13 protein-coding genes and 2 pseudogenes are annotated in these 16,265 nt (G+C 58.7%); 4 read left to right on the top strand and 11 right to left on the bottom strand.

What is annotated here, in order from left to right; genetic code table 11:
- Nucleotides 1-54: 54 nt before the first annotated feature.
- From NO357_RS07225 to NO357_RS21420, 11 genes are all read right to left on the bottom strand, one after another.
- Entirely contained in the window at nt 55-1,056 is a 1,002-nt protein-coding gene (locus tag NO357_RS07225) for a type II secretion system F family protein (RefSeq protein ID WP_306734962.1), read from the bottom strand.
- 12 nt (nt 1,057-1,068) lie between these two features.
- Nucleotides 1,069-2,040 (bottom strand): type II secretion system F family protein, encoded by a 972-nt coding sequence (locus NO357_RS07220; RefSeq protein WP_306734961.1) that lies wholly within the window; start codon nt 2,038-2,040, stop codon nt 1,069-1,071.
- 3 nt (nt 2,041-2,043) lie between these two features.
- Nucleotides 2,044-3,438 (bottom strand): TadA family conjugal transfer-associated ATPase, encoded by a 1,395-nt coding sequence (locus NO357_RS07215; protein WP_306734960.1) that lies wholly within the window; start codon nt 3,436-3,438, stop codon nt 2,044-2,046.
- Between the two features lie 13 nt (nt 3,439-3,451).
- On the bottom strand, nt 3,452-4,669 hold the full coding sequence (locus tag NO357_RS07210; RefSeq protein ID WP_306734959.1) for a CpaE/TadZ family protein: 1,218 nt from the start codon (nt 4,667-4,669) through the stop codon (nt 3,452-3,454).
- Nucleotides 4,670-4,690: 21 nt separating this feature from the next.
- Nucleotides 4,691-5,350, bottom strand: a complete 660-nt coding sequence (locus tag NO357_RS07205) for a TadE/TadG family type IV pilus assembly protein (protein WP_306734958.1) — start codon at nt 5,348-5,350, stop codon at nt 4,691-4,693.
- Complete coding sequence (locus NO357_RS07200) at nt 5,347-5,859, bottom strand: TadE/TadG family type IV pilus assembly protein (RefSeq protein WP_306734957.1); 513 nt, start codon at nt 5,857-5,859, stop codon at nt 5,347-5,349. The genes NO357_RS07205 and NO357_RS07200 overlap by 4 nt, the downstream gene beginning before the upstream one ends.
- Before the next feature lie 4 nt (nt 5,860-5,863).
- Nucleotides 5,864-7,423 (bottom strand): pilus assembly protein TadG-related protein, encoded by a 1,560-nt coding sequence (locus NO357_RS07195; RefSeq protein ID WP_306734956.1) that lies wholly within the window; start codon nt 7,421-7,423, stop codon nt 5,864-5,866.
- An 8-nt stretch (nt 7,424-7,431) separates the two neighbouring features.
- A complete protein-coding gene (gene cpaB, locus NO357_RS07190) occupies nt 7,432-8,241 on the bottom strand; it encodes a Flp pilus assembly protein CpaB (RefSeq protein ID WP_306734955.1) in 810 nt (269 codons plus the stop codon).
- A 137-nt stretch (nt 8,242-8,378) separates the two neighbouring features.
- On the bottom strand, nt 8,379-8,558 hold the full coding sequence (locus NO357_RS07185) for a Flp family type IVb pilin (RefSeq protein WP_306734954.1): 180 nt from the start codon (nt 8,556-8,558) through the stop codon (nt 8,379-8,381).
- A 122-nt stretch (nt 8,559-8,680) separates the two neighbouring features.
- Entirely contained in the window at nt 8,681-8,857 is a 177-nt protein-coding gene (locus NO357_RS07180; RefSeq protein WP_306734953.1) for a Flp family type IVb pilin, read from the bottom strand.
- 807 nt (nt 8,858-9,664) lie between these two features.
- Nucleotides 9,665-9,751 carry a hypothetical protein gene (locus tag NO357_RS21420; protein WP_376744366.1) on the bottom strand — a complete coding sequence of 29 codons (87 nt, stop codon included), beginning with the start codon at nt 9,749-9,751 and terminating at the stop codon, nt 9,665-9,667.
- A 216-nt stretch (nt 9,752-9,967) separates the two neighbouring features.
- Between NO357_RS21420 and NO357_RS07170 the strand changes: the two genes are divergently transcribed.
- The 4 genes and pseudogenes from NO357_RS07170 to NO357_RS07155 form a co-directional block, all read left to right on the top strand.
- Complete coding sequence (locus NO357_RS07170) at nt 9,968-12,820, top strand: right-handed parallel beta-helix repeat-containing protein (RefSeq protein WP_306734951.1); 2,853 nt, start codon at nt 9,968-9,970, stop codon at nt 12,818-12,820.
- Between the two features lie 714 nt (nt 12,821-13,534).
- Nucleotides 13,535-15,007 carry a right-handed parallel beta-helix repeat-containing protein gene (locus NO357_RS07165; protein WP_306734950.1) on the top strand — a complete coding sequence of 491 codons (1,473 nt, stop codon included), beginning with the start codon at nt 13,535-13,537 and terminating at the stop codon, nt 15,005-15,007.
- 102 nt (nt 15,008-15,109) lie between these two features.
- Nucleotides 15,110-15,546 (top strand): annotated as a pseudogene (locus NO357_RS07160) (transposase); the annotation flags it as partial.
- Between the two features lie 309 nt (nt 15,547-15,855).
- A pseudogene (locus NO357_RS07155) lies at nt 15,856-16,104 on the top strand (integrase core domain-containing protein); the annotation flags it as partial.
- Nucleotides 16,105-16,265: the final 161 nt, after the last annotated feature.

The following is a 16,265-nucleotide window of genomic DNA, read 5'->3' as shown; positions in this document are numbered from 1 at the left end:
TTCGATCTAAAGAGCTAACAATCGGCCTTCTGGGCAAACGGAAATATCTTTGTCTCAACCCGAAAAAACCCGGATATACCGAATCACAACAGGGCCAATCGTGACGATGACGACGGCAGGCAGCATAAGCGACGCCAGCACAGCCGACATCTTGACCGGGAGTTTGTTCGCCATTTCCTGTGCCTTGAGTTCGCGCGCAATCCGCATTTCGTGGGCATAGGTCGTCAGCGCCTCGGCCATGCTCGTGCCGAAATGCATCGACTGCACGATGACGGTCGAAAACGAACGCACCATATCCACGCCGGTGTTCCGGGCCATGGCCTGCAACGCCACTTCTCGCGGACGACCTGCCGCCACCTGGTGTTGCACGGTGAGAAACTCGAAGGCGATGTCGGGCGATACTGCGGCCAGTTCGTTGGCCACCCGCGTCATCGCCGCATCGAAGCCAAGCCCAGCCTCGATCGAAACCTGCAGAAGATCAAGGGCATTGGGAAAGCTCTCAGTGATGCGAAGCTGGCGCTCCTTGACCCGCCCGTCGAGCCAGATCGCTGGCAGATAGTAGCCCACCGCGACAGCTACGGCGATGATCTGGATGACCGTCAGACGGTTGAGCCCGGCCAGTCGCTCGGCCAGTGCCTCGGGCACCGGCATTCCGGGCGTTTTCGACGCAACCACCAGCGCGGCAAAGAACAGCGGCAACAGAACGCCCAGACCGATCCTAACCAGCGTATAGACCCGCAGCGCATTTGGTGACGTGATCCCGGCCCGCCGGAATTTCTGTTCAATCTTCAACCGCTCCTGCTCGTCAGTCGGCAGCGCGGCGCGCAGCAATCCCTTCGGCGTCCTGACCGTCTCGCGCAGCAGCCCCCGGTCAAAGCGCGCGTTGGCCTTTGCCATGCGCGTTTCCGCTATGCGTTCGGCAGCCGGGTTGCGCTGGCCGATCGCCACGGCCAACGAAATAAAGAACACGGCGGCCCCCAGCCCGATCCCGGCAAGCACCAGAATTTCCGGCGTGACGCCGAAACGAGTCGAAAGAAGAGTGAAATACTGTTCCATGATCGACGCTCCCTAGACGCGGAAATGAACGAGCTTGCGCAGGACGAGAAAGTTGAGAACCGTCAGAACCGCAATCGTTACCATCATCGGAACGAACAACGGGTCATCGCGCACGCCACCGAAATAGGTCGGGTTGGTGATGGTGGTGAATACGAAAATCAGAACCGGCAACGCCGACAGAAACACTGCGGTCAGACGGCCTTCCGACGAAATCGCGAGGATTTTCTGACGCATGGTCAGCCGGTCGCGGATCACCTTGGCGAGGATGCGGATAACCCGCGCCAGGTCACCGCCGGTGCCATGCTGGATGCCGATGCTGGCAGACAGGTATTGCACGTCCTCCAGCCCGACACGGTCTGCGAATTCCTGAACGGCATCCGGCAGATCGTCGCCAAAACTGATCTGATCGAAGATCAGGCCGAATTCCGTGCCGATTGGATCAGGCATCTCCTGGGCAACCGATCCGATCGAGGTGTTGAGCGGGTGCCCCACACGCAACCCGCGCGCCATCAGCTCAAGCGCATCTGGAAGCTGCTCGACAAGTTTCTTCATTCTCGTATCGCGCCGCGATTTGACGACGAGAAGGGGCACCAGAAATCCGATTCCTAGGCCGACCAGAACGGCAACGGGCAGGATCAAGATCACCGACGCGACGCTAAACACCGTGATGGTCGCGAGGCCGCAAAAAAACAGAAAACGGTTGGTAGAAATGGTCATCCCGGCCTGGGACAACAGGTCGGGCAATTGGCCAATCAAGGGTATGTGAGCCCAGACTCCGGTTTTCCGCGGAGGTTTGAGCACCGAGAGAATTTCCTCGATGTCGGCACCCTTGTCGATCATCTGCATCCGGCGGCTGCGCGCCTCGCCGCGGGTTTCGCCGCGTTGGGCCAACTGGGCAACGCCGGTAAAGAGCAGCAAGATGCCCAGAAACGTGCCAGCATAGACCATATAGTTGATGACTTCGACGGTCAGGAGGTTTTCCATCGCTCAACCCTCCGAGGGGCGGAAGGCCCGCGGATCCAGGTCGATCCCGGCAGCAAGAAGACGATCCATGCATTTTGGCCGCACGCCCGTGGGCATGAACCGGCCCAGAACCTCGCCGGTTTCCGCCCGCCCCTCGCGGCGGAAAACAAAAATGTCCTGCATCGAGAGCACCTCTCCCTCCATGCCGGTGATTTCCGACACGCTCACGACCCGGCGCTTGCCGTCGGAGAGTCGGGTCAATTGCACCACGAAATGCAGGCCCGAGGCGATCTGCGCCCGGATCGTCGAAAGCGGGAACTCGATGCCCATCATCGTGACCATCTGTTCCAGCCGGCTGATCGCGTCGCGTGCGCTGTTGGCGTGAACGGTCGTCATCGAGCCGTCGTGGCCAGTGTTCATCGCCTGCAGCATGTCGAAGGTTTCGGCGCCGCGTACCTCGCCGACGATGATCCGGTCCGGACGCATCCGAAGCGCGTTGCGCACCAGTTCGCGCTGCCCGACCGAACCGTTGCCCTGCAAAGACGGCGGGCGGGTTTCCAGGCGCACTACGTGACTCTGCTGCAACTGAAGCTCAGCGGCATCCTCGATCGTGACAATCCGCTCGCGCGGGTCGATATAAGACGACAGCGCGTTGAGCATCGTCGTCTTGCCCGAACCGGTGCCGCCTGAGATCAGGATGTTCATTCGCGCGGCGACCAGCGCCTGCAACAGTTCGGAAGCGGCCTGCGACAGCGACCCGGTATCGATCAGGTTCTGCATGGTCAGCGGCTTGGCCGAAAACTTGCGGATCGACAGCGATGGTCCGTCGATCGCGCAGGGCCGGATGATGGCGTTCACCCGGCTGCCATCCTCGAGACGGGCATCGACCCAGGGCTGGCTTTCATCGACGCGGCGGCCGACCCGGCTCACGATCTTGTCGATGATACGCAACAGGTGCTTTTCATCGCGAAAACGGATCGGCGCCTGTTCAAGCACCCCGAACCTCTCAACGAAAACCTTGCGATGGCCATTGACCAGAATGTCGTTCACGGTCGGGTCGGCCAGCAGCGGTTCAAGCGGGCCGAAGCCCAGCAATTCGTGCAGCAGCTCATCGATCAGCCGATTGAAATCGGTACCGTTCAGTGCCTCGCCCGACTCCTTGAGCCATTCCCCGACCGCCACCGCAACCTCGCGGCGCAGGTCCTCGGATTCGACCTTTTCGATCACCGACAGATTCAGGCGCTCGAGCAGCGCCTCATGCAACCGCGTCTTGAGGTCGAGCCAGGCCGTCAACTCGGGATCTTCCGGCTGAAACGCCTCGATGACATTATCCGGCTCGACCGCCACACGGTTGGCACTCGGCAGGACCACGACACGATCCGATTCTCCGGCTTTGGACTTGCTGAAATTGTTGAACATGTCCGTGATCCTTTCACTTCTTGGTCTTGGGCTGTGCCGCGTCGGCATTCTTGGTTTCGGTCAGGATGGTCTCGGACATCCGGCGGATCGCCTTGGTCAGCGGCGCCCCCCCGGCTGCATCGGAAAGCAGTTCTCCACGATCAAGCGCTTGGCGCGCATGGCGCGGATCATCCGGCAACCAGTATTTAAGAGGTCGGTCGAGCACCTTCTGGGCTTCGACATGATGGCGCGCGGCGAACATCGGTTTCTTTTCATGGTTGACGACCATGTCGACCGGCAGATCGAGCCGCTCCTGCGAAAAGAACTCGATCAACCGATGCGCCTGGCGGATCGACGGCACGGTCGTATCCGTCACCATGAGAAGCCGCGCGGCCCGTGTCAGGATCGGCGCAATCCACTCGACAAGGGTCCGCGGCATGTCGATCACGACATAGTCGTAGCCGCGCTGAAGATGACCGACGAGGGCATCAACCTGGGCCCGGTCAAGCGCCTCGATCGGCGCGAACCGATCCGGCGCGGCCAAGATATCGAGACCCGAGTCGTGCTGCTGCATGGATTGCGAAATGAAGGTCGCGTCCAGATTGACCTGCTCGCTGGCCATGCGGAAGAAGATATCGGACGGGTCCAGGTCCAGCGCATTGGCGACCGTGCCAAACTGGATATCCAGATCCACCAGCGCAACGCGATGTGCCGCCGTCTTGCGCCGCATACCGGTCTTCTGCTGCAACGCGTCCGCGAGGTTGATCGCGACGGTCGTCGCGCCGATTCCACCGCGTACCGGCATAACCGGAACAACATGCCCCATCCGGGGTGCATCCTCGTCGTTCATCAGCGCCGGAAGCTGCGTGCGATGGCCTGACAGCGCCAGAAGCTCCTTGGTAAGCACCTCCCGGGAAATCGGAAATGGCAGGATCTCGTCAATCCCGTTCTGCTTGAGCTCCATCGCCTCGGCCAGGGAAATGCTGCCGTCGCTGAGCGCCAGGAGCGTTCCGCGCGCGCCCACTTGTTCGCGAAGTTCCGCCACCGCTTCACGATCGGTGTCCGCGTTCAGCTTGAAGACAATCAGGTTATGCTGGTCCACCATCTGCACCGCGGCGCCATTGACCGAGGCCAACGTGCCGGGCCGCACGTCAAGAGTAACATCCTTGATGTCCGTTAGCGCTTCTCCGACGGCATGGGTAATGTCGTCTTCGTTTGAAATCAGGATGATCGAATGGTTCGCGGTCGTCATGGTTCCTGTCCTTTCGAGCCCCTATCCGTTCGTTCCCAAGGCAAGATCTTCGCCAGGCACCGAGGCGCTCAGTGCCGGGAAAGTGATGCTCCCGCCAAGGGATTCCGTCATGTTCGTGGTTTCCCCGATGATCAGCGCGGCAAGCTCGCTCAGCGGGGCGATGAAATCGAAGGTCAGCCCCGTCAGTTCCACCGTCACGAGCGGCACGTAGGGACCTCCGAGAAAGCCCAGATCGGGGTCGTAATCATAGCGGAACACGACGTTGTTCATCGTCGCATCATCCGGAAGTGCGACCTGAAGAAAGGCCCAGACCTCCTGCGAGGTCGGGTCATCCGGTGTCGCCGTGCAGGTTATCGGTCCGGGATTGACGCAGATCCCCACGCCGGCGCGGCACGACGTCCCAAACCGCGGCCCATCACCCGCCGTCCCGCGGGTATACGTCTCCGGAACGCCGCCGCAGGCGGGCGGGCGGACGGCGGCAATGCGCGCCGCGTGCTGGACGAATTTCTCAGCCGCGACATAGTGGAACGCCAGGCGGCCGAAGTCGATGATCCCGAGCAGAAGGAACAGCATCAGGGCAATCGACAGGGCGAACTCGACCAGCGTCGCGGCACTGTCATCCCGCCAGAAACCCTTCACACCGCGGGTTGCACGTCTCGATATGATCGCCAAGCAGCTCATGCGCCGAACACCCTGCTCTGGTCGGTTACGGTCGTGGTGATGGTCGCGAGATCGTCGAGCCCTTGCATCAGCCCGAACACGCCACCAAACGGGAAGGTCACCTCAATCGTCGCCGTCACCTGTGCGATCGGCACCGGCGACTGCCGAAACGCACCGCTGATGCAGATCAGCTGAGGCGAGACGGAGGTCACAGTGATCGAACTGGGCAGCAACGAGTTGCCAGTGCTGGTCTGGCGTACGATCTCGGTCATCTTGTCGGTATGCGTGCTGAAACTGGCGCCACTCACGCAGGAATCGGAGTCGGCGATACGGGCGAGGTACCGCGCCGCGTCGCGCACGCCGGCCGCCGTCATCTGGTAGGCCCAGAACAAGCGGGACCCCTCGATGATCACCGCAAAGACCAGCAGCAGCAGCGGCAGGGAAATCGCCAACTCGACCAGCGCCGAGCCACGGTCGTCCTTGCGGAAGCGCCGGGCTGCATCACTGATATGTCTGGGATACCATCTCATCGCGTCACCTGTAGAGCTGCACGAGATCACGGAAGAGACCGGCATCTTCCGAAACGCCGTCGCCGTCGCCGCCGGCGGTGCCCGCGACCTCGCCCCAGATTGTGAAGCTGTTGCCAGTGCCGTCATTGCTGGCCGGCTCGGTCAGGAATATCTTCACGTATTCCTCGACCGGGACATTCGTTGCGGCGCCGCTGATGTTGTTGGGCGCACCGCAATTGATACCGGCTGCCACGATCACGCGACGGGAATAGTCGATGTCCGGGTTGCTTCGAGTGTTGCAGATCGGCCGGCCCGACTCGGCGATCGGGTTGCCGTCATTGCCATTGCCGTCGATATCGCCGGTCAGGATGTCGCCCGCCGTCGCGATCTCGGCCCGATAAACCTCGTACCGGGTCGGCTGCGCCGCGTTGGCCGCGTTCGTGGTCAGCCAACCTTGAATCGACGCCGGCACTGTGCCGTCAAACGGCGCATAATTTGTCCCAAAATAGCCGCTGCGATCCCAGTTTCCATCGCCAAAGCGAGTCCCCACGCCGCCATTGACCGAATTGCAGGTATTGGGCGTCACACCGTCACCGAAGCAGGTGTCGCGGGGAAGGCCGACGGTATTGGGAGAAAGCGCTTCGTTGTTGCCGATGCAAGATCCGCCGCCCGCCGGGACGATCCCCTTGATGACATTGGGCGCCGGCGCATAGTCCGCATCGTTGCGTTCACCGTTCATCGTCGAATTGTAGATGTCGAACCGGGTGTTGATCGCGGCCTCCAAGCTGCCGGTTTTCTGACCGGGCTCGATATCGACACCGCGATAGCTGAAACACTGGGTGATCGGGCCTGCTGCACCCATAAGACAGCGATCCAGGTTGCCGCCGTTCAGCCCCTCGCACGGCCCTTCCGTATCGACAAGCACCTTGGACGGGTCGAGAAATCCGAACGCCCCCGGTGTCCAGGCCGCGCCCTGGCCACCAGCGCGAAGCTGGATCATCTGACCGATATTAGCATCCGCGGTCCAGGACGGCGATGGCATACAGAACATCATCGGCGTCACGTCGCAGGCATAGGAGACAAACCCCGCCACGGCAGTGGCGCTGACGACGTTCTCCATCGGGTCCTGACCGGTCAACGCCGAGAACGCGGCGGCAAAGGTCAGATCGACGGTCTGAGCGGAAACCGACACCTGCACATAGGCGGCATCAACGGGATCGGCCGTCACGTCGGCTGCGATATCGGTGTCGCTTTCCGGCAAGGACGCCAGGAACGTCAGGGTGTAATCGGTCGCGCCGGACAGCACGTTGTCGCCATTGCCGTAAGTCTGGTAATCCGAGATCAGTTGCGCGGCGGCGAGGGTCGCGCGATCGAGCGCGTCTGCGGTGCCGTCCAACTCGCCCGCGGTGGCCAGGGCCACGTTGTCGGCAAAGGCCTGCAATTCGGTCTGGGTGACGGCGATGCGACCGAAATCGAACGACAGCGCCACCATCCCCAGAAGCGCGGCCAGGCACACTCCCCAGAAGGCAAGCACACCGCCATCTTCCGAGCGAATGAACCGCGATATGGCTTGGGGCTGGCGCATCGTCTGCCTCAGTTCACCGGAGTTTCGGTCACATCGGTGCTGCCGCGGCGGACACGAACCACCGAGCGCGGCTTCTCCGGTGCCTCGGGAGCCGGAGAATCATAGAGCAGGTCGCTCAGGCGCGTGGTCTCGAGCTCGACCGACCGCTCGTCCTCGAGCGCACGCAGCGACAGGCTGAGCGTGCCGGCCATCTGCGCAAGCGCCAGGCGCTGGCCCTGCACCGCTGTGACTTCGACCGTCACGGTGCGGGCCACGCCCGGGGTTTCGTTCAACTCGTTAGACTCCTGGTCGACACCGACAACGCGAATGTTCTGCAGGATGGTCACGGCGCGCAGCGTTTCTTCCCGGCCCTGCGTCAGCACCACGTCCACCCGGTCGCCTGGCGTGACGAACCCACCAACCGCGGTTTCCGCGCCCACCTTGATCGCCATGGCCCGCGTATTGGGCGCAAGCGTCTGGACGATCGTCACCTTTTCACCGAAATCGGAAATCGTCGTGTTACGCAGCGGATCGCCCTGAGAAATCTGACGCCGGGCCCGGCGCGGATCTCGTCCTTCTTCCGGCAACAGGTCGATGCTGCTGTTGAACACGCCTTCGGGAACAGAGTCCCGCGGCCAGTCGATCGACGTCAGCATCTGCGCAGTGATCGCCTCGCCGAATTTTACGTCACGGCTGGCAACAATCACAGACACAGTCTTGTCTTCCCGGGAGGACTGGGCTTCGGCCAGGTCAAGCGCCAGATAATCTCGCGCGAAATAGACCGATCCGCCGGCAACGGCGAGACCTGCAACTGCGGTGAACAAGGCGGCTAGTCTCATGGTTTTCTCCAGTCGGTTTCAAAGTCCTGCGCTGTGACCGAGGCCCTCAATCGCGCAACAAGTCGGTGCGCCGACACGGCCATGTCCCGGCCATCTGGTCGGCAACGGACATACGGGTCCGATCGAATGGCCGCGCCTCAGTTCGGCATCTCGGCGCCGGCGGCCACGGTTGCCACCCCGATTTCGCCTCCGAGAGCCACGAACCCCGCCGCGCCAACGGTCACGGCAAGGGTGATGGCGATGCCGTATTCAACGAGGGTCACGCCGCGCTCATCTCGGCACAGGCGGAACAGCATGTCGGCAAGCAGTGGTTTCATGGCGAAATCCGATCGAATGAATGCACGTCGCCCCGCATGGCGTTGTGGTTTAGCTGTCCGCCGCGGAAGCGGGACGATCCCGCGGCGGACGCTCAGAGCATCCTGGTAACCAGGAAGCGCTCTTACGGCATCGCGTTGCCGGCGGCGGTGGTGGCACCACCGATTTCGCCACCCAGCGCGACGAGCGCAGCAGCGCCGAACGTCACGGCCAGCGTCAGGGCGATGCCGTATTCAACCAGGGTCACACCGCGCTCATCCTTGATGAAGCGGCCAACGGTGTATTCAATGAGATCACGCATAACTTTCTCCTTTGGTCTGCGTTTTGCCGCATGACTGATCGCGGCGACACGGCCCTTCAGAGTCCTTAAAGGCCTGTTAAGAATCTACCGCGACGCCATGGACCGCCGCGTCGTTCCAAAGGATGAAGTTTGCCCGCTCAGGTTGAAATTTTCATGGTTTCGCCACAATTCGACCAGATTCCTGCCTGAAATCGGCCACGTGGCGGAAGACGGCTTGGCAGGAGGTGACGGTGATTCACTCTGCTGCCGCCAAACCCTACGGCAAGCAGAAATCAAGGGATCGAACCGACTTGCTCGGGGAATTTCCGTGAACTGGTAATTGTCGGTAGACATGAAACCACTGTGCCAGGAGCAAAAGACACCAAACCCCGCACCCCCGCCTCAAGTTTCTCGGCCTCTGCCGGCGAGTGCGACAACCCGGAAGGTTTCGACAAAATATCCGATCCCAACCAGATCAAAGCCCGGCAAACAGCGCCTCGAACTGAGCATAGTTGGGCGCCACGGGCCGTCCCCCTGTAAACAGCTCTTTTACCAGTTCGTTCTCCGCCAGCGCCGCCAACCCGCCATAGCCCGTCCTGAAGTCCTAAGTCCGCGTCGTCACCACAGGTCCGCACCCGGTTCAAAGGGAAGCAAATATGCCTCGTTGAGCGCGCGGACAATTCCGGCAATCCGCTTCGTCGAATTCGCCACATCCAGCCAGATCGACACGTTGCCACAGACAATCTCGAGCGTTGCGTCCCGGGCCCCAACCGTGCATTCGGTTGACTCTGAAATACCCATTGATGCGAAGGCAAGCTCCGGTTCAGGCTACGCTGGCAAATCCAGCTTCCTCTCCCGCGCCAGTCGCCGCCATTTTGAAAGATTATTGGGCTGCAGATCAAACCTCGCCGCCACGTCCGGAACCGTCGAGTCCTCGACCAGCGTCTCGGCCACGATCCCGGATTCGGCGAAAAGTCGCCACCGCAAAGCGCAAAACCGCCGAAAAAGCTTCGAAATCAGTCCTACTCTAAAAATCGCCTCTTCATTGCCAAAAACTGCTCTTAGAACCGCAATTGAAATCGCGACTATCGGGCAAATCTTCGTCTCAACCGTTCTCTGAGGGCTTCGTACATGGCTGCAACAATTTACGTTTCCAATCAAACCGAGCTGCTTGCCGCACTGGAAAATGCGACAGGCGGCGAGACCATTCTGCTGGCCGGTGGAAACTACGGGGAACTTGATCTGCGGGATTCAAGTGCATTCGATCTGACCTTTTCTGACACGGTCATAATCAGGGCTGCCGATCCAGCTCAGCCGGTGATCGTGAACGGGCTGGTTCTTCAGGGTGCATCGAATCTTCGTTTCGAGGGGATTACCTTCGATTATGAGGCCGATGAGGGGGCGCCGCTTTGGGTTGTGGCGTTTACCGTTCGTGGTGGCAGCAACATCAGCTTCGACAATTGCATATTCGAAGGCGATTTGGCGTCCGGGCTGTCCGCAATCGATGATGGGTTCGGGACGGGTCAGGGTCTGCTCATCGCCGACGTTGACGGGATTTCCGTTACAAATAGCGAATTTTTTAATTTTTACAGGGCCTTGGCGGTAGGTGAGAGCGATAACGTCTACATCGCCAACAACGAAATCTACCATATTCGAATGGACGGCATGACCTTTTCATCCGTTCAAGGCGTGGTAATTGAATACAACGTAATCCACAATTTCAGTATTCCAGACGGTGCTTCAGAACATGCGGACATGATCCAGTTCTGGACAACCGGCACGTCGCGACCCTCGACGGATATCATCATTCGCAACAACGTGCTCGACATCGGCGAGGGCCGTTGGACCCAATCGATCTTCATGCGCAATGAACTGGTGGATACTGGGGCTGCGGGTGAAGAGCTTTTCTACCAAAACATAGTGATCAAGGACAATGTGATCATCAACGGCCACCTGCATGGCATTACCGTTGGTGAAACAAATGGCCTCACAATCTCGAACAATACCGTGCTGCATGCCGATGGCGATTTCCCAGACGGTTCTGATCCTGGCGTCGAGATACCAGGGATCTACGTGGCATCCTCATCGACAAACGTGACGATCGTGAGAAACGCGACCTCAGATATCTCCGGGTTTTCAGGCCAAGCGACTTGGGTGGTCACTGACAACGTCTTCGTTCAGGATCAACACCCCCATTTGGCCGGTTGGTACGGCAATGAATTTGTAACATCAAGTATGGCGTTAGAGAACGGGCTCCATGTCTTCGTTGCACAAGCCGATAGCACGCTTGTTGCTTTGAACGCGGGGGCACAATCGACCAGAGAGCCTTCTGTAGACGGACTAAATGCTGCATTTAACGCCACGACACCGGAAGATGATCCGCGCGTCGTTGTGTTCGATGCTTCGGCGACGACTGGCATCGTGGCGGAGAATGCCACATATGTTTGGACGTTCGGTGACGGCACTTCCGCGACCGGTGAAATTGTCGAGCACGCGTTTGCAAATGGCGGCCGTTACTCGGTCACTCTAAGTGTCGAGAATCCAGACGGCACGACAGATCAAGTTACTTTCGAAATGGCAGTTGAAGACCCACTAATCCTACGTTTGACCGAAACGGGTGGGTTCGTCGCCACTTCGGAAGGACAGGAAACCTTGGTCGAGGACAGTATGCCACTCGACTCTGAGTCCAACTTGATACTTGGAGGATCCGAACCCGCGGCGATAATCGGGCGTGACTACCTGCAACGCATTTTCGGTGAGGATAGTCTCGCGATCGATTTCACCTTGCAGTCTTCGCAGCCCGGTACCTTCGGTGAAGTTTTCCGGCTGCATGGGAGCTTCCTGGCAAAAGTAACCGCCGACGGTGAAATTGAAATCACCATTTGGACCTCTGAAGGGCAAATAGTTGTTCTGCGATCAGATGGAATCGTCATCAATGACGGCCTGCCACACCAAATCCGCCTCCATCTGAATAACGGCCAGATTGCTCTGTCCGTAGATGGTGACGTGTTAGCCTCTCAGGCCTTCTCAGGCTCTATTGTAGACCCCGTCTACCATGATCTGACCTTCGGCTCGGTTTTTTCTACCGAGAACTTCGAAGGCATTCTCGACCGTTTCGAAATCAGCCTCGTCGGAGATACAATCCTTGGCGGCCCCGGGAACGACCGTCTTTTTGGCGATCCCAATGCAAACCTGCTGTTCGGCGGCGAGGGCAACGACGTGATCAAAGCCGGTTTCGGGAGTGACACTCTGAACGGCGACGACGGCAACGACTTTCTTTACGGGGGAGCGCACGGCGACTTGATACTTGGTGGCATCGGAGCGGACCTGCTCGACGGCGGCCTCGGTTTCGACACGCTGCGCGGAGAATTGGGCAGCGATACGTTGCTCGGTGGGGTCGGACTGGACCTTCTCGAAGGTGGTGACGGCAATGATGTTCTCGAAGGTGGCTCCGAAAACGACACACTGAACGGCGGCGACGGGAACGATACGCTGCTCGGACAAGCCGACAACGACAGAGTAAACGGCGGTAACGGTAGTGATGAAATCATTGGTGGTCTAGGGCGCGATACGATCAACGGCAACCTGGGCCCAGACCGGTTGCTGGGCACAGGCGGATACGACCAGATCTATGGCGGCGGTGGCAACGACACGCTGATTGGCGGCATCGGGTTCGACAGGCTAGAGGGCGGTCTTGGAGACGATGTCCTAATAGGCGGCATCAATGCCGACCGCTTTGTCTTCAGCGATGGTCACGGTAACGACACGATCGTCGATTTCGATGCCCTGAACGACAAAGAGAAGATCGATCTTACGGACGTTTCGTCCATCGCCTCGCTTGTCGATCTCGACTTGAGTAATCCCAACAACGGTGCCGCCATGCAGGTGGGCGCCAACGTGGTGATCGATACCGGTGGCGGTAACTCGATTGTGCTCGAGAACGTGAACCTGGCGGATCTCGATGCCAATGACTTTATCTTCTAAACACCAATCGCGAACGTCTCTAAACAGTCATCTTTGCGATCAACTTGTTGCACCTCGCCTGACCTGAATCCGTTGTTTTCCGGCCGGCCTGTGTGGGCCGAATTGAATGGCCTCACGTGCACCCGCTCACTCACTGCCGATCCGCGGGCGTTCTTCGACCTTGCCGAACTACCCGCCCAGAGCGGTTCCGTTGGCTAGGCCAGTTTAGAACACATCGGCGTCACAATAGCCCCGTCCAACGATCCGTATCCTTGTGGGCACGCCTGTTAAAACTATTACAGACGGTACTGCCAAAACTGGACAGCGGCTCATGGTATTGAACGGAGAGGGCATTACGCGGCCAAGCATTGAGATGGAAACCGACCAACGCACGGAACTGAAGCGCCTCTGGAAAAAGGTCGGGTCGAACCATGGAGGAGGCACTGCAACGCCAAAACACCGCACATTGCCCTGCACTTTCGCCCACCGGCCCCGGAAACTGTCGCCCGAATGGACCGAAAGCCGGTCATGAACCTGCAATCAAACTGGACAACCCGGGCCAGGTTGATCAGGCTGGGACGCCAAATAGCGGTGGGGCATCGGCGAAAGTCCGCTTGGAAAAAGGCTGGGACGCGGCATGCCATAATGATGCCTATCCGCTGCCACGATGTTCTTTCTAATGCTTGGACAGAACGCGCATGGAGTGCGTGAAGTCGTGCAATATGGAGTTATGAAATGTTTCCTCGCTTGATTTTCGCTACCCTGATGCTTTGGTCGATCCTCGCAGGCAATTCCTTTGCGCAGACCACGCACTATGTCGCGCCCCCGGGTGAAGCCACAGCAAGCACGGCTGACGGTTCCGAGACCAAACCTTGGGCAACTATCGCTGATGCACTTAAAAACGCCATAGGCGGGGATACAATCCTCTTGATGGATGGCGATTTCGGGATGCTTAAAATCTATGGTGTGGTTTTTGATACTCCGGTCGTCATTCGGTCTTTGAACGCAAAGAACGCCCACCTGGAAAGCATTTATGTCCTTGGTGGCAGCCGCAATCTAACTTTCCAGAATCTAAGTGTCTGGCCCAATACGCCGAATACAAAAATCGGAAAGCTGGTAGAGTCGTTAGCGGACACGAGCCACATCACAATTCAAGGATTGGATATTCGTGGCGGCGGGAAATTGTCTCAGGAGTATTTGAACTGGACGGCCAATGAGTGGTCTTCGAAGAATGAAGGTGTTTTCCTGACCGGGCCGTACAGCACTGTGCGTGACAATACTTTGATTGGAGTGACTTTTGGGGTGACCACGGTGGGAGAAGGCGCAGTGGTAACCGGCAACATCATCGAGGGGTTTTCAGGCGATGGCCTGCGGGGCCTGGGCAACCAAAGTGTCTTCCGTGGAAACCGTGTAATCAACAGTATTACAATTGACGACAATCATGACGATGGCTTCCAGTCGTGGGCAACCAGCGGCAGTGTCGATGGTCTCGTTATCGAGAACAATACCTTCATTGAATGGAACGCGTCCGAGACGCATCCCCTGCGAGGTGCAATGCAGGGGATCGGTCTTTTTGACGGTTTTTATGACAACCTGATTATCCGGAACAATGTCGTTTCCGTCACTTACTACCACGGCATTTCGGTCTATGGCGGCCGTAATGCGACGATCGTCAACAACACGCTTGTGAGTAGCGGGCGGATTGATAACATGGTTTCTTGGATCGGGGTGTTTGATCACAGGAACGGTCAGCGTGCGCAGAATGTTTTGGTCGCCAACAATGTCGCTCCGAATTTCGTTTTGGGCTCGAACGATATGGATAACGTTGTTTTGACAGACAACGTTTATATTTCGGATCCTTTCTCTCAGTTTGAGAATGCTGGCAATTACGATTTCCGCCCGACAGTGGACAGCGGATTTGTCGACAAAGGCAATCCGGATCACGCACCAGCATTTGATATCCTCGGCAATGCACGTCCGGCCGGCGCCGGACCGGATGTCGGAGCCTATGAATTGGGTGGGACCGCAACCGGAGGGAATGGAACATCAACAGACAGCGGGACCGCCACGGGTGGAGGTTCGACGACCGATGGTACCACGACTTCTACGGATAGCGGCACGACGACCGATGGGAATTCGGGGCGGCGCGGCAACAGCTGGGGCCCAAAATGGGAAACCCCACCGGGCAAAGACAAAAAGAATAAATAAACAAGAACGAGCCAGATGATAACCGCTTGATTTAAAGCAGTTTCCTAAGCGGTGCTCAAAGACAAAACGGTGTTTCACCGTCCTAGGCATGAAACAGTTTTCCGGATTGCCGAGCAGACCTACTACCGCTGGCGCAAGAAGTATGGCGGGATGGGAATAGACCAACTGCGGGAACTCAAACGGCTTCAAAAGGAGAACGAGCGGCTTCAAAGAGCCGTCTCAGACCTCAAGCTGATCCCGACGGAAGCTGTAAGGGGAAACTTCTGAGCCCCCTCGCCGCCGTGCCTGCATCGATCATGTGCGTCGCGGGTTCCGAGTATCTGAACGGCGCGCCTGTCGTGTTCTGGGTCAACACCGATCCACTCAGAGGAAGCTGCCAAGAGGTCGTGCTGACGAAGAGAGCCCTGGTGGCGGACATGACCGAACTGCTCGCCAGTATGGCCGCTACGGCTATCGCCGGATCGCTGCCTTGCTGCGAGACTCAGGCTGGCAGGTGAACGACAAGCCGGTTCAAGGTCTGTGGCGACGAGAGGGGCATAGGCGCTGAAAGTCCTCCAGCGTGTTCGCGATCGTCAATCAGCGACAGCGCTTCTTGCCGGGAATTCCGGTCGGCAACTCGTGACGGTGTTTGGAAATATCGATGCCGGCCAGCAAGGTCGAAGCGGTAGATTGGATGGCGGTCATAGCCGGTCTCCTCATCAGTGTGGCTGCACAAAACCACTGTTGAGAACTGAGACCCGGTTATGGCCACCTGCTGCGCAATTTGAGGGCTGCGCGCGTGGCCATAACCTCTCAACAGCGCGTCTTCCCGACGTGCCACGGAACGGAGTTCGTGGCGCGGCTGTCCTGCCGTCGAGGCCAAGAACGCCTAAATCGAACCCGGCTCACCTTCAGACAACGGATACCTCGAAAGCTTCGACGCCCGGTTTCGCGACGAGTTGCTCAATGGTGAGATCTTCTACAGCCTGCGCGATGCGCAGATCCTGATCGAACCATGGAGGAAACACTACAACACCAAACGACCACACAGTGCTTTGGGTTGCCGCCCGCCGGTCCCTGAAACGATCGCCCCGATAGACCCACGGCCAGTCATGCACTTAACACCAAACTTGACCACTCAAGTGAGGCTGATCAAGGGTGCATTTTGCGGTCTTTTACGACACAACGCGTGATAGAAAGCTCTGCGGGACAGAACTGAGATTGACAAATGCCTTGGATTTTGCATCCAAAAGTCTAGAGCTTTGTTAAGTTCTTTCGT

This window comes from Marimonas arenosa (assembly GCF_030848945.1).
GTDB classification, from domain to species: domain Bacteria; phylum Pseudomonadota; class Alphaproteobacteria; order Rhodobacterales; family Rhodobacteraceae; genus Marimonas; species Marimonas arenosa.
The sequence above is the reverse complement of the archived record's forward strand: the minus strand, read 5'-3'. Positions and strand labels throughout refer to the sequence as shown.